Genomic DNA, 14,409 nt, shown 5'->3' on the forward strand with positions numbered 1-14,409 from the left:
TCCTCACTTGTTGATGCCGGTGACCTCGACGCGGGTCAGCTTCTGCCGGTGACCCTGCCGCTTGTGGTAGCCGGTCTTGTTCTTGAACTTGTGGATGCGGATCTTGGGGCCCTTGGTCTGCTCGACCAGCTTGCCGGTCACGGCCACCTTGCTCAGCGCGTCGGCGTCGGTCGTGACCGTGGAGCCATCGACGACCATAAGCGCCGGGAGGGTGACCTCGGTGCCCAGCTCGCCATCGAGCTTCTCGACCTCGACGACGTCTCCGACAGCCACCTTGTACTGCTTGCCGCCGGTTTTGACGATCGCGTACATGAGTCGGAAGTCTCCTGCTGCTCGGTTTCGCTACTTCACCAGGTCTACGGCGGACGTCCACCCCGACCACGCGGGACGAGGTCTCCTACCACGCCGTCGGTGCAGCGTCTCGGTGGGTTCCTGCCTCATCGCGATGATCACGAGGACTACCGCACTCGAAACAGGCGTTTAGTCTCTCCGCCCGTCCGGCGGCGAGAAGTTCTCACCCATCATACAGTCCGGGTTTCCGCCCTCGTCCCGGGGCGTCCACCTGAGCGGCGGGCCGCGAATCCGGCCCCGCGCCCGATGAGCGAGCCGGATCATCATACGGCGAAGCGCCCGCCGGGCTCGCGCGGGGGTCGCCGGGGAGCCGCGCGCGGCGGTTCCCGGCAAACCCGCCAAAGCACTCTCCGTGCACGGCGTCACCTGTCGGGAATGCGTCAACATCGCGGCGGCCGAGCGCGGACGATCATGGCCGAGGGCCGGCACCACGCGCTGTAGCCCTCGGAAAACAGCCTGGTAACGGCGCCCTGACGGAGGTGTTGCGCATTACCCGATGGTGTTGAGCGCCGGCCCAGGGGGCAGCCGAACACGGGCCGTTACCGCCCGTATGGTTCCCCCGTGCACCATGAGTCGGCGAAGAAACTGCGGCTGATCGCCTCGGTACTGGGGCTGGTCGGCACCGCGTTGGCGCTGTTGGTCCCGTTCCTGCCGGTCAACCACAACGTGGGGACGCTGAAGTGGCCAACCGCGGAGGGCGGGACCCGGGCGGTCTCGGCCCCGCTGGAGGCCTATTCCCCCGTGTGGCTGAAGGCGAAGGTCCCGTGCGCCTCGGCGCGCGACCTGGACGCGCGCAGCCAGGGACCGGGACTGCTGCTTAGCACCAACCCGCCCACCTCGGACTACGGCAACCTCACCGCCCTGACCCTGCAGGTCGACGACGGTCAGGTGCAGCTGTACTCCAAGGGCCAGCAGATCAGCACCACCGAGCTGCCCGCCGGGGACTGCACCATCGAGCTGCGCGCGGACGCCAGCGGCACCAAGGCCCACGTCGGCGGCGAGCGCTGGGCCAACGTCGCCGGTGACCAGCGACCGCAGCTGACCGGCATCTACTCCTCGCTGAACGACCAGGTCGACGACGTCGAGGGCCTGGACTTCCAGGCCCGGGTGGACAACCGGTTCAGCTCCTGGGCCACCCCGCTCAAGACCGCGGTCATCGTGCTGACCATCGCCTCGTTCATCGGCTCGGTGATCGCCCTGGGCAGGCTGGACCGGCTCGCCGGGCGCAAGGGCCCGCGGCTGGCGCCGCTGCGCTGGTGGAAGCCCACGCTGCGGGACGCCTCGGTGTTCCTCGCGCTGGGCATCTGGTGGCTGATCGGGGCGATGACCTCCGACGACGGCTACGTGCTGAGCATGGTGCGCTCCGAGCAGAGCGCCGGGTACGTCACCAACTACTTCCGCTGGTTCGCCAACCCGGAATCGCCGTTCGGCTGGTTCTACGAGATCTACTCGCTGTGGGTGCGGGTCTCCACCTCGACGCCGTGGGTGCGATTGCCCGCGCTGCTGATGGGCGTGATCAGCTGGATGCTGATCAGCCGGGAGATCCTGCCGCGGCTGGGCAGGCAGGTCCGCCGCTCCAACGCCGCGGGCTGGGCGGCCGCCGCGGTGTTCCTGGCCTTCTGGCTGCCCTACAACAACGGCCTGCGCGCCGAGCCGGTCGTGGTGCTGTTCTCCCTGCTGGCGCTGTGCGCCGTCGAGCGCGCGATCGGCTCCGGCAGGCTGATGCCCGCCGCGCTGGGCCTGGTGGCCGCTGCGCTGTCGGTGGGCGTCAACCCGCACGGCCTGGTCGCGGTGCTGCCCTACATCGCCGGGCTCAAACCGCTGTTCCGGATCGTGCGCAAGCGCGCGAGCGATCACGGCTGGCTGCCGGTGCTGGCGCCGATCTCGGCCTCCGGGTTCGTGATCCTCACCCTGGTCTTCTACGACCAGACCTGGCAGTCGGTCATGGACTCGATGGAGCTCAAGACCACATTCGGGCCCAACGGCCACTGGTACGAGGAGTTCGCCCGCTACACGCTGCTGTTCAGCCAGAGCGCCGACGGCTCGATGACCCGTCGGTTCCCGGTGCTGCTGGTGATCCTGTGCCTGGCCACCTGCCTGGTCGTGCTGCTGCGGCGCAGCCGCATCCGCGGCGCCAGCCTCGGCCCGAGCAGGCGGCTGCTCGCTATCGGCGCCGGCTGCTTCGTGGTGCTGGCGCTGACCCCCACGAAGCACACCCACCACTTCGGCATCTTCGCGGCGTTCGGCGGGGCGCTGGCAGCGCTGACGGCGCTGGCCACCAGCAGCACGGTGCTGCGCTCCCGGCGCAACCGGATGCTGTTCGTGACCGGGCTGCTGGTCATCGTGGCGCTGGCCGCGACCGGCCCGAACGCCTGGTGGTACGTCTCCGGCTGGGGCGTCCCGTGGTTCGACAAGCCGCCGTCGATCAAGGGCTACCAGGCCAGCACGCTGCTGCTGGGCTGCGCCGGGATCACCGCGGTGATCGCGATGATCGAGCACCTGCGCATCGACGAGGACAACCCGAAGGTCGTCGACGAGCGGTTCGACCGCGACGAGGGCGGCATCCGGGCGCTGCGGTGGGGCACCGCCCCGCTGTCGGTGCTGTGCGCGCTGCTGGTGCTCGGCGAGCTGGCCGCCTTCGGCAAGGCGATCCAGGAGCAGGGCGACAGCTACACGCTGGCCACCTCCAACATCAACCAGCTCGCCGGGCGCAGCTGCGGGCTGTCGGACTACGTCGGCGTGGAGACCGACGCGCGCGAGGGCGTGCTGCCGGTCTCGGCGCAGCAGCCGGTGCGCGCGGCACAGGACGTCGAACCGCCGAAGCGGCTGGAGGGCAAGGAGGACGCCGACCAGTACCTGCGGTCCAAGCAGGAGGGCTTCAACGACCCGGGCGTGCCGCCGACCGACGAGGCCGACCCGGAGGCGATCAGCTACCGCCCGCCGAACCAGTTCGGCGGACCGGAGGCCCCGGTGTGGGGCAGCTTCGACAAGGCCGGGACGAACACCGGTGAGGTGCGCTCCCCCTGGTACGACATCCCGAAGGCCGCGCTGGAGCACGAGTCGCCGCTGGCGCTGAGCCTGGCCGGGACCGAGACCGGTGCGAACTCGGTGATGTACGAGTTCGGCAGGGACACCCCGCAGGGCTTCGAGATCACCGGCCGGGCGCCGCTCGTGCAGGGCCCGCCGCCGGGCTGGCGGGAGAACCGCTACATGCTCGGGCCGGAAGCCGAGGGCGCCACCAAGGTCCGGCTGGTCGCCGTGGACCAGGCGCTCGGTCAGGAGGGCTGGATCGCGGTCACCGCCCCGCGGGTGCCGAAGCTGACCAAGATGACCGAGTTCATCGGCAACGCTCCGACGTTCGTGGAGTGGCCGGCCGCGCTCGTGCACCCGTGCCTGAAGATCAACGGGATCTACAACGGCATCGCCGAACTGCCCAAGTTCCGGGTCTCCGGTGGTGAGGAGGTCCGCGACATCGGCGAGGGCTGGTCCTCGCCGGACGCGGGCGGTCCGTTCGGCTGGCTGAGCGTGGCCACCAGCGCCCAGCTGCTGCCGACGTACCTGCAGAACGATCCGCAGAAGGACTGGGGGTCGCTGTACGTGCTGCACCCCTACAGCCCGGAGGCGCTGCCCGCCGAGACGGCGCTGAAGGTGCACAGGGAGACCCACTGGGGTCTGTGGGCACCGGGCCCGCTCAGCCAGGCGGTGACCCTGCCGGGTGACATGCCCGCCTCGGACGACCGCACCGACGTGCCCCAGTTCGACGACAGCGGCGACCAGAACTGAAGCACGGCGGTTCGAGCGGAGGAGTCCCCGCGCGCGGCGAGCGCGCGGGGACTCCGCTCTGTTCGGGCGAGGCGGGACCGGCGAGAATCCGGGTGTGAGCGGTTATCGCGAGTGGCGCCCTCCGGCGGAGCTGCGCGGCGTCGTGGCCTGCCTCTGGGAGCACGGCGGTGCCCGCACCGGCGCCGAGCAAGTGGTGGTGCCCGACGGGTGCGTGGACCTGATCTGGCGGGAAGGCCGGATCGAGATCGCCGGGCCGGACACCGGGCCGTGGACCTCCGCGCTGGCGCCCGGCGAGCGGCTGCGCGGGATCCGGGCGTCGCCCGGTGCGGCTCCGCTGCTGCTCGGCGTCCCCGCCCGCGAGCTCCGCGACCTGCGCGTCGACGGCACCGACCTGTGGGGACCGCGCTCGACGGGCCTGGCCGAGCGGATCGGCGCGGAGCCGGAGCGGGCCGGCTCGGAGCTGGTGGAGTTCGCCCTGGCGCGGCTGAGCGAGTGGCGGGCCGATCCCGCTGTCGGCGCCGCGGTGGCCGCGCTCGACCAGTCGCGACCGCCTTCGGTGCGCCGGCTCGCCGCGGACCTCGGCCTCTCCGAGCGCCAGCTGCGCAGGCGGCTGGTCGACTCCGTGGGCTACGGGCCCAGCGCGCTCGTGGGCGTGCTGCGCTTCCAGCGGGCCGCGCGGCTGGGGCGCCGACTTCCGGTCGCTGAAGCCGCGGCCCTGGCCGGCTACGCCGACCAAGCGCATCTCGGCCGCGAGTTCCGCAGGCTCACCGGCCTGACCCCGCGCCGCTACCTCTCCAGGTCGTAGGCCCGCAGCGTGCGCAGCGCGTCGAGGGTGACCCTCGGGCGGCCTTCCAGCGCCGTGACCGGCGCCCACTCCAGCCAGGAGATCGGCCAGCCGCCGTCCTCCTGCTGCTGCGCGGCCAGGTGATCGAGCCCGCGGGAGATCTCCTCGTCGGTGAACCACGCGCGGGCGAGGCTGTCCGGTTCCGGCGCGTAGTCGCAGACCCCGGGCACCTCGCCGGGGGCGTAGCCGGGGGCGGTGCGGGCCTGCTCCGGCCGGTCCGGGTCGAGCAGCACGTAGCCGGTCTCGCGGATCATCTTCCCGAAGCGCTCGGCCGCCGCGGCCGCCCGCTCCCGCTCCGGCGCGTGGTCCAGGAAGGCCACCACCGCCCGCGCCTCGTAGGGGTGGGTCTCGGTGCACGCGTCGATCGCCGTCCAGCAGAACTCGCTCGCCCGGTCCAGCCACGGGTGCTCGACCCGGTTCTTCAGCAGCACCCCGGTCAGCAGCGCGGTGCTGAGCAAGCTGCCCTCGGGCTCCTCGACGGCGGGCATCCACGGCGCGTGCGGGTAGTCCCGCAGCCGCGGGTCCCCCGCGGGCACGCCTCCGTCGGGGCGGGTGATCCCGGCGAGGTGATCGCAGATCTCGCGGGCGGCGGCGCCGGTGCAGCAGCCGATCTCGTCGAGGACCACCAGCGCGCTCCACACCTGCAGCGGCTGGCTCACCGGTCCCCTGGCGTCGGGTTCGAGCCCGTAGGCGTAGCCGCCGTCGGCGCTGCGGTAGGCCTGCAGGGCGGTGCGAACGGCCTCCGGATCACCGCCCGCGTGCAGGTGTTCGAACCGGCGCTGCTCCAGCACCCGGGCGGTGCGCCAGATGAACCGCTCGGCGGCGGCGAGGCGTTCGGGCGTGCATCGAGTCATGCCCGAACGCTAAACGGGGATGGCCGATCCGTTCTTGAACGAATCGGCCATCCCGCGCGCGATGCGTGCGCGTCAGTTCCCGCTCGGGCGGGAGACGCGGCGGCGGGCCCGGCGCACCGGGGCCGCCGGAGCGACCTCCGGCATGCCGTCCGCCGCGGACTGAGCGGGCTCAGCGGGCTTGGACACCACCATCGGGGTCGCCGGAGCACCGGTGCCCGCCGTGGTCCGGGTGACCTTGCGCCGACGGCGCGTGCCGCCGTCCTGCGCGGCCTCGGCGTCCGGCTCGGCCTCGGCGTCCGGCTCGGGCTTGGTCTCAGCGGCCGGCTCGGCCTCCGCGACCGGCTCCGGCTTGGCCTCGGCGGCGGGCTCGGACTCCGCAGCAGGCTCCGGCTTGCTCTCCGCGACCGGCTCCGGCTTCGGCTCCGGCTTCGGCTCGGGCTTCGTCTCGGCGACCGGCTCCGGCTTCGGCTCGGGCTTGCGCTCGGCCTTCGGCTTGTCGGCCTTCGCCTCGGCCTTGGACTGCTGCTTGGCCTCGGCCTTGGGCTCCTGCCGCTTGGGCTCGGCCTTGGGCTGCTCGGCGTCCTTGGACTCGCCCTTGCCCTTGGACTCGGACTTGTCCGCCTTCGGCGTCTCCTGCGGCTCCTGGTCCTGCTGCTTGCCGCGGTTGCGGTTGCGCTTGCCACCGCCGTTGCCGCCGGAGGACCCGTTGCCGCCACCGCCGTTGCCGTGCTGGTGGTTGATCGGCTCGGTGGACACCAGCAGACCGCGGCCGCGGCAGTGCTCGCAGCTGCTGCTGTAGGCCTCCAGCAGGCCGGTGCCGACCCGCTTGCGGGTCATCTGCACCAGGCCCAGCGAGGTCACCTCGGCCACCTGGTGGCGGGTGCGGTCGCGGCCCAGGCACTCGGTGAGCCTGCGCAGCACCAGGTCGCGGTTGGACTCCAGGACCATGTCGATGAAGTCGATGACGATGATGCCGCCGACGTCGCGCAGCCGGAGCTGGCGGACGATCTCCTCGGCCGCCTCCAGGTTGTTGCGCGTGACCGTCTCCTCCAGGTTGCCCCCGGATCCGGTGAACTTGCCGGTGTTGACGTCGATCACCGTCATGGCCTCGGTGCGGTCGATGACGAGGTAACCGCCGGAGGGCAGCCAGACCTTGCGGTCGAGCGCCTTGGCGATCTGCTCGTTGATCCGCTTCTCGGTGAACACGTCGTTCTTGCCGACGTGCTTCTGCAGCCGGGAGGCGAGGTCGGGCGCCACGTGGTGCACGTAGTCCTCGATGGTCGACCACGCGTCGTCGCCCTGGACGGTCATCGAGGAGAAGTCCTCGGTGAACAGGTCGCGGACGACCTTGATCAGCAGGTCCGGCTCCTCGTAGAGCAGCTGCGGGGCCTGCGCGCCGCTGACCTCGGAGCGCTCCTTGATGACCTCCCACTGGGCCTGCAGCCGCCGCACGTCGCGGTCGAGGGCTTCCTCGCTGGTGCCCTCGGAGGCGGTCCGGATGATCACGCCCGCGTTCTCCGGGACGATCCGCTTGAGGATCTCCTTGAGCCGCTTGCGCTCGTTGTCCGGCAGCTTGCGGCTGATCCCGGTGGCGCCACCGCCCGGCACGTAGACCAGGAAGCGTCCCGGCAGGCTGACCTGGGTGGTCAGCCGGGCGCCCTTGTGCCCGACCGGGTCCTTGGTGACCTGCACCAGCACGCTGTCACCGGTCTGCAGCGCCTGCTCGATCCGGCGCGCCTTGCCGGCCAGCCCGGCGGCGTCCCAGTCGACCTCACCGGCGTAGAGGACCGCGTTGCGGCCCCGGCCGATGTCGACGAACGCCGCCTCCATGCTGGGCAGCACGTTCTGCACGCGGCCCAGGTAGACGTTGCCCACCAGCGAGCCCGAGCCCGAGGAGGTCACGAAGTTCTCGACCAGGACGTTGTCCTCGAGAACCGCGATCTGGGTCTGCTCGCCGCTCTGCCGGACCACCATCTTGCGGTCCACCGACTCGCGGCGGGCCAGGAACTCCGACTCGGAGAGCACCGGTGCCCGGCGGCGGCCGGCCTCGCGGCCGTCCCGGCGGCGCTGGCGCTTGGCCTCCAGGCGGGTGGAGCCCTTGACCGCGCGCACCTCGTCGTCGCTGGAGTCCTTGCTGGTCTCCGGCTGCGACTCGCGGACGTGCACCACCGTGTTCGGCGGGTCGTCCTCGCGGGTGGAGCCGTCGTCGTCGGAGGTGCCCTTGCGGCGACGGCGACGACGCCTGCGGCGGGTTCCCTCGCCCTGGCCCTCGGAGTCCCCTCCGGAGGTGTCCTCTGACTTCTCGCCGGAGCCCTCCTGGGTCTCGGACTTGGTGTCCTCGGCCGCGGAGCTCTCGGTGCCGTCCTCGGCGTTCTCGCCGTCGGAGTCGCCACCGCGACCCCGGCCGCGACCGCGACGACCCCGGCGGCGACGACGACGGCCGGCGCCCTCGGCGCCGTCGTCCTCGGACTCGCCGCCCTCGGACTCGGTCTGCTGGGTCTCGGTCTCGGCGGGCTCGGCGGTCTCGGCCGCTCCCTCGGCGGGCTGCTCGCCCTCCGGCTCGGCGGCCGGAGCGGCCGGGGCGGCCGGGGCGGCCTGCTCCGGAGCCAGGAACATCGCCTCCGGGGCCGCGAACACCGGGGTGAGACCCGCGGCGGGCGCCGCGTCGGCGGACGGCGCGGCGGCGAAGTCCGCGGCGGGCACCGCTGCCTGCGACTCCGGCTCGGCCTCGGCCGGGGCGGACTTCGCGGGCTGGGCCTCCTGGGTCGCCTTCGCCGGCTCGGGCTCGACCTGCGCGGCCTGCTCGGGCTGAGCGACCTCGGCCTGCTCAGCGGCCTGCGGGGCGGCCTCGTCCTGCGGCGCGGACTCGTCCACCAGCTCGGGGTTCATCGCCTGCACCACCTGCACGGCGACGTCCCGGTTGATGTTCGACTGCGCGCTGCGGACCGGTTGGCCGATCTCCTCCAAGGTCTTGATGATCTCGCGGCTGCTGGCGCCCAGCAGCTTCGCGAGGGCGTGCACCCTGAGCTTCGCGGGCAGCTCGATGGAGTCCTGCGTCTCCTGGGTAGGTGTGGTCGACTGCCCGCTGGTGTTCCCAGCGGGCGTATCCATGTTCAACATCCAGCTCCTCCGCCCCCGGGCGCGTCCGGTGGACGCGGCCGCACAGAGGCATGTGCGATCTTTTAGTTTCCGCCACCCTCGGGTGACGGCAATTCTTCGTGGTCCCTCCGCCCCGGGCCTGTCGGCCGGGAAGTCGTACGGCGGGTCGACGACGCGGCGTCCGTCACCCGGCCGCGGGCTCTCCCGCCGGAGTCCGGTCGCCGCCTGAGTCCTGGGCCAACGGGTCGGCAATGCCTCCCCCGTCATCGAGCCGACCCTGCTCCAGCCGGGTCGCGCTCGCGGCGGCCGACGGTGCCAGATCGGCGACGACACGCAGGGCGCTCAGTACGTCGTCGGGTCGTACGACCGGTGTTGTCTGCCGCACGACCGTTACGAGTATCCCATACGGTTCGCTCGCCCCGGGCCAATCGTCCACCTGGGCGGTGGTGGATCGGTTTTGATCACGCTGCGCGATCGGCCGAGGACCTTCCAGCGCCTCCGCCGAGAGCAGCGCCGCGCGCGCGTCGATGGTCTTGCGACCGTTCTTGGTCATCCGCTCGACCGGCGCCTCGTCGGCCGCCATCAGCTGCTCGGCCGCCGCGCGCAGCTCGGCCACCGCGGTGCCGGGCAGGTCGATGCGCCAGCGGCTGACCTCGAGCTGATCGGCCAGCGCGCCCGACCCGGCCTCGACGGCGCTCAGCACGTCGATGCCCTCGGGCAGCACCTCGTCGAGCTGGGCGCGCAGCACCTCGGGCTCGACCCGGTCCACTAACTGCAGCTCGACGTACTCGGCCTCGCTGGCCACGCCGGTGGGCACCGCGCCCGCCCAGGAGACCTTCGGATGCGGGCTGAAGCCCTGGGAGTACGCCATCGGAACCCCCGCCCGGCGCAGCGCACGCTCGAACGTGCGCGCCACGTCCCGGTGCGAGGTGAAGCGCAGCCTGCCGCGCTTGGCGTAGCGCAGCCGCAGCTTCTGCACCGGCGGCGCCGAAGGATTGGGGTGATCTCGCCGACTCAGAATGCCCTCCCCGACCACGGATCGTCAGCGGCGCTCCCGCAGGACCGCCCGATCCCGATGCTTGCTTGCTCAACCGCGGTGTGACAACACCCACGGGAAGTTTTCGCGGAAACCGTACCCCGCTCGCGCGGACGCGCGCGTCCGCGCGAGCGGGTGAATGCTGGCGCGTCGCAGGTCAGCTGCTGGTGAACGCCGGGTTCTGCACCGGCGAGCCCTGGCCCACCGGGGAGATCGGCAGCAGCGTCCGCCCGGACGGGCCGACCTCGATGTCGGTGCCCATGGTCGGGCACACGCCGCAGTCGAAGCACGGCGTCCACCGGCAGTCGTCCTGCTCGCGGGCGTCCAGGGCGTCCTGCCAGTCCGCCCAGAGCCACTCCTTGTCCAGCCCGGAGTCCAGGTGGTCCCAGGGCAGGATCTCGCCCTCGGTCCGCTCGCGGGTGGTGAACCAGTCCAAGTCCACCCCGTGCGGCGCGAGCGCCTCGGCCGCGGAGTCGACCCAGCGCTCGTAGGAGAAGTACTCGTTCCAGCCGTCGAACCGGCCGCCGTTGCGCCACACCTGCTCGACGACCCGGCCGATCCGGCGGTCGCCCCGGGAGAGCAGGCCTTCGATCATCGAGGGCTTGCCGTCGTGGTAGCGCATGCCGATGTTGCGGCCCAGCGAGCGGTCGGTGTTGATCGCCTCGCGCAGCTTGCGGAGCCGGTCGTCCACCGTTCCCGGGTCGGTCTGCGAGGCCCACTGGAACGGCGTGTGCGGCTTGGGCACGAACCCGCCGATGGAGATGGTGCAGCGGATGTCCTTGCGACCGGAGGCCTCGCGACCTGCCCGGATGACCTCCTTGGCCATCTCGGCGATCTGCAGGACGTCGGTGTCCTCCTCGGTCGGCAGCCCGCACATGAAGTAGAGCTTGACCTGCCGCCAGCCGTTGGCGAACGCCGCCGAGACGGTCCGGATGAGGTCTTCCTCGGAGACCATCTTGTTGATCACCCGGCGGATCCGCTCGCTGCCGCCCTCGGGCGCGAAGGTCAACCCGGAGCGACGACCGTTGCGGGAGAGCTCGTTGGCCAGGTCGATGTTGAACGCGTCGACCCGGGTGGAGGGCAGCGACAGGCCGGTGTTGGTGCCCTCGTAGCGGTCGGCCAGGCCCTTGGTGATCTCGCCGATCTCGGAGTGGTCGGCCGAGGACAGCGACAGCAGGCCGACCTCCTCGAAGCCGGTGTTCTCCAGGCCGCGCTGCACCATCTCGCCGATGCCCTCGATGGAGCGCTCGCGCACCGGCCGGGTGATCATGCCCGCCTGGCAGAACCGGCAGCCGCGGGTGCAGCCGCGGAAGATCTCCACGCTCATCCGCTCGTGCACGCTCTCGGCGAGCGGCACCAGCGGCTGCTTCGGGTACGGCCAGTCGTCGAGCTCCATCGTGGTGCGCTTGAACACCCGGTAGGGCACGCGCTCCCGGTTGGGCGCGACCTCGGCGATGGCGCCGTCCTCGCCGTAGGCGACGTCGTAGAATTCGGGGACGTAGACCCCGCCGGACTCGGCCAGCCGCAGCAGCAGTTCGTCGCGCCCGCCGGGCCTGCCCTCGGACTTCCAGCGGCGAACGGCCTCGGTGATCTCCAGGACGGCTTCCTCGCCGTCGCCCAGCACCGCCGCGTCGACGAAGTCCGCGATGGGTTCGGGGTTGAACGCCGCGTGACCACCGGCCAGCACGATCGGGTGATCATCGGTGCGGTCCACCGCGTGCAGCGGGATGCCGGCGAGGTCCAGCGCGCTGAGCAGGTTCGTGTAGCCCAGCTCGGTGGCGAAGCTGACGCCCAGCACGTCGAAGGCGCCCACCGGGCGGTGCGCGTCGACGGTGAACTGCGGGATGCCGTGCTCCCGCATCAGCTCCTCGAGGTCCGGCCACACCGCGTAGGTGCGCTCGGCGAGCACGTCGGACTGCTCGTTGAGGACCTCGTAGAGGATCTGGATGCCCTGGTTGGGCAGGCCGACCTCGTAGGCGTCCGGGTACATCAGCGCCCAGCGCACGGCGGCGTCGTCCCACGCCTTGACCGTCGCGTTGAGCTCGCCACCCACGTACTGCACGGGCTTGGAGACCCGCGGCAGCAGCGGTTCCAACCTGTCGAAAACGGACTGCACACCCACGCGACCAGGGTAGAGGTCGAGCTCCCGACCATTCACCCGGGGCGAACGGCACGAACCGAATCGGCTGAGCTCCCCGCGAGCGGCGCTGCAGCGGCGCGATCAGCTCCGGGCCGCCCCGGGGAACCGGCACCGCGCGGGTTCTGAGCGGCTTTCCGGGTGAGGACGCCCCGACGCCGTGTTCGGCGTGCACGAGGAGGGGACCCGCAGCCCGGAAAGCCGCTCAGGTTCGCTACCCGCACCGCCCCGCAGGAGGAGCGAGGACAGCCCTCAGAGGTTCGGGAACCAGAGCTTGAGCTCGCGGGCGGCCGACTCCGCCGAGTCCGAGCCGTGGACCAGGTTGTACTGGACCTCCAGGCCGTAGTCGCCGCGGATGCTGCCCGGCGCGGCCTTCTCGACCGGGTCGGTGCCGCCGGCCAGCTGGCGGAAGGCGGCGATGGCCTTCGGGCCCTCCACGCAGGCGGCGATGACCGGGCCGCCGGTGATGAACTCGATGAGGCTCTCGAAGAACGGCTTGCCGTCGTGCTCGGCGTAGTGCTGCTCGGCGAGCTCGCGGTCGACGTTCTTGAGCTCCAGCGCGACCAGCTTCAGGCCCTTGTTCTCGATGCGGCTGATCACCTCACCGACCAGCCCGCGCTCGACGCCGTCGGGCTTGACCAGGACCAGAGTGCGCTCGCTCACGTTTCTTCTCCTTCATGACCGTACGAGCAGGCGCGACGACTCCGCGCCCGAATTGACCGCCAGCGTATCGACGCAGGTGATGCGCCCGGCACCGGGTCAGCGCTGCGGGGCGAGCTCGCGGGTGTGGAGCGACTCGCCGCGCTGGTCGCGCAGGTCGACGGTGAGGGTGCCGGTCTCGGCGTCGATGTTGACCTCGCCGAAGTGCTGGTAGCCCTCCATCGGCGAGGTCCCCTGCCGCTGCGGGGCGTGGACGAAGTCGACCTCGGGCCCGAAGGTCGGGTCCAGCTCGTTCGGCCCGTACGCACCGGCGTGCAGCGGGCCGGAGACGAACTCCCAGAACTCGTCGAAGCCCTCGAACGCGGCGCGCTCCGGGGAGTAGTTGATAGCCGCCGAGTAGTGCACGTCCGCGGTCAACCAGACCACGTTGCGCACCTCCCGCCTGCTGATCTCCTGCAGCACCCGCGCCAGCTCGGCCTCGCGGCCGTTGGGCACGCCGGGCAGGCCGTTGGCCACGCCCTCGATGACCTCGCCGTCCGGGACGATGATGCCCAGCGGCATGTCCGAGGCGATCACCTTCCAGGTCGCCCGGGACCTGGTCAGCTCGTCGACCAGCCAGCGGGCCTGGCGCTCGCCGAGGATCCGCTCCGGGGTCGCGCCCGGCGAGTTCGGGTCCCGGTAGCTGCGCATGTCCAGCACGAACACGTCCAGCAGCGGGCCGTGCGAGACCTTGCGGTAGACCCGGCCGTCGACGGCGTCCACGCGGCGCGCCGGCTGCCACTCGTGGAAGGCGCGGAACGCGCGGGCCGCGAGCACGTCCACCCGCTTCTCTTTGTAGTCCGGGTCGTCCAGGATCTCGCCCGGGTACCAGTTGTTGGTGACCTCGTGGTCGTCCCACTGCACGAGCTGGGGGACGTTGGCCGCGAACTCGCGCGCGTTGGCGTCGAGCAGGTTGTAGGCGAACTGGCCGCGGTACTCGTCCAGGGTCTCGGCGACCTTGGACTTCGCCGGGGTCACGATGTTGCGCCACACCCCCCCGTCCGGCAGCGTCACCGATTCCTCCAGCGGCCCGTCGGAGTACACGGTGTCCCCGCTGTGCAGGAAGAAGTCCGGGTTCCGGGCGGCCATCGCGCGGTAGATGGTCATGCCGCCGACGTCCGGGTTGATGCCCCAGCCCTGGCCCACCACGTCGCCGGACCACAGGAAGCGCAGGTCGCGACCGTCGCGCGGGACGGTGCGGAAGCTGCCGGTGACCGCTTCGCTGGCCACCCGCCCGTCGAGGTCCTCGGCGGTGACCCGGTAGTGCAGCTGGTGGCCCGGGGGCAGCCCGTCCAGCCGCACCTCGCCGGTCCCGTCGGTCTCCGGGGTGAGCACCGGGCCGGGCACGCGCCGGGCGTCGCGGAAGTCGGCGTGCCGGGAGACCTCGACGAACATCCGCGCCGGGCGGTCCGCGCGGGTCCACACCACGGCTCCGTCCGGACGGGGGTCGCCCAGCTGGGCGCCGTGGGTGAGCACGGGCCGGCCGGAGCGGGCGAAGGCGGTTCCCGGCAGCAGCATCCCGGCGGCGGCGAGTCCGGCGCCGGTGGCGCCGCGCCGGAGCAGATCGCGGCGAGTCAGGTGGTTTTCGGGGCTCATGGGTGATTTT

General features: G+C 71.8%; 9 protein-coding genes. 2 read left to right on the forward strand and 7 right to left on the reverse strand.

The genetic code is table 11. The features are described from left to right. Nucleotides 1-3: 3 nt before the first annotated feature. Nucleotides 4-312, reverse strand: coding sequence for a 50S ribosomal protein L21 (gene rplU / locus ACFQRI_RS12425; protein WP_380667872.1), 309 nt, complete (start codon nt 310-312; stop codon nt 4-6). Between the two features lie 600 nt (nt 313-912). Here rplU and ACFQRI_RS12430 point away from each other — a divergent pair. Both ACFQRI_RS12430 and ACFQRI_RS12435 read left to right on the forward strand, forming a co-directional pair. Continuing rightward, on the forward strand, nt 913-4,134 hold the full coding sequence (locus tag ACFQRI_RS12430; RefSeq protein ID WP_380667874.1) for an arabinosyltransferase domain-containing protein: 3,222 nt from the start codon (nt 913-915) through the stop codon (nt 4,132-4,134). Between the two features lie 94 nt (nt 4,135-4,228). Further along, the gene (locus ACFQRI_RS12435; protein WP_380667876.1) at nt 4,229-4,939 is read left to right on the forward strand and encodes a helix-turn-helix domain-containing protein; all 711 of its coding nucleotides are present in this window, start codon (nt 4,229-4,231) and stop codon (nt 4,937-4,939) included. Here ACFQRI_RS12435 and ACFQRI_RS12440 read toward each other — a convergent pair. The 6 genes from ACFQRI_RS12440 to ACFQRI_RS12465 all read right to left on the reverse strand — a co-directional run bounded on the left by ACFQRI_RS12440 (nt 4,921) and on the right by ACFQRI_RS12465 (nt 14,399). Continuing rightward, the gene (locus ACFQRI_RS12440; protein ID WP_380667878.1) at nt 4,921-5,832 is read right to left on the reverse strand and encodes a hypothetical protein; all 912 of its coding nucleotides are present in this window, start codon (nt 5,830-5,832) and stop codon (nt 4,921-4,923) included. The two genes, ACFQRI_RS12435 and ACFQRI_RS12440, sit on opposite strands and share 19 nt — an antisense overlap. Before the next feature lie 72 nt (nt 5,833-5,904). Continuing rightward, nucleotides 5,905-8,952: a translation initiation factor IF-2 N-terminal domain-containing protein gene (locus ACFQRI_RS12445; RefSeq protein ID WP_380667880.1), complete on the reverse strand. Its 3,048-nt coding sequence runs from the start codon at nt 8,950-8,952 to the stop codon at nt 5,905-5,907. Nucleotides 8,953-9,115: 163 nt separating this feature from the next. Beyond that, a complete protein-coding gene (locus ACFQRI_RS12450) occupies nt 9,116-9,910 on the reverse strand; it encodes a TIGR03936 family radical SAM-associated protein (RefSeq protein ID WP_380667882.1) in 795 nt (264 codons plus the stop codon). Between the two features lie 214 nt (nt 9,911-10,124). After that, a complete protein-coding gene (locus ACFQRI_RS12455; RefSeq protein ID WP_380667884.1) occupies nt 10,125-12,089 on the reverse strand; it encodes a TIGR03960 family B12-binding radical SAM protein in 1,965 nt (654 codons plus the stop codon). 267 nt (nt 12,090-12,356) lie between these two features. Further along, a complete protein-coding gene (gene ndk, locus ACFQRI_RS12460) occupies nt 12,357-12,767 on the reverse strand; it encodes a nucleoside-diphosphate kinase (protein ID WP_380667886.1) in 411 nt (136 codons plus the stop codon). Between the two features lie 96 nt (nt 12,768-12,863). Next, nucleotides 12,864-14,399, reverse strand: coding sequence for an alkaline phosphatase D family protein (locus ACFQRI_RS12465; RefSeq protein WP_380667888.1), 1,536 nt, complete (start codon nt 14,397-14,399; stop codon nt 12,864-12,866). Between the last annotated feature and the right edge of the window lie 10 nt (nt 14,400-14,409).

This window comes from Saccharopolyspora griseoalba (assembly GCF_042665275.1).
Lineage (GTDB): Bacteria > Actinomycetota > Actinomycetes > Mycobacteriales > Pseudonocardiaceae > Saccharopolyspora > Saccharopolyspora griseoalba.

Bases quoted from the DNA above. Each gene is read 5' to 3' on its own strand.
- rplU (WP_380667872.1), bottom strand. From the start codon at position 312: ATGTACGCGATCGTCAAAACCGGCGGCAAGCAGTACAAGGTGGCTGTC.
- ACFQRI_RS12440 (WP_380667878.1), bottom strand. From the start codon at position 5,832: ATGACTCGATGCACGCCCGAACGCCTCGCCGCCGCCGAGCGGTTCATC.
- ACFQRI_RS12445 (WP_380667880.1), bottom strand. From the start codon at position 8,952: ATGTTGAACATGGATACGCCCGCTGGGAACACCAGCGGGCAGTCGACC.
- ACFQRI_RS12465 (WP_380667888.1), bottom strand. From the start codon at position 14,399: ATGAGCCCCGAAAACCACCTGACTCGCCGCGATCTGCTCCGGCGCGGC.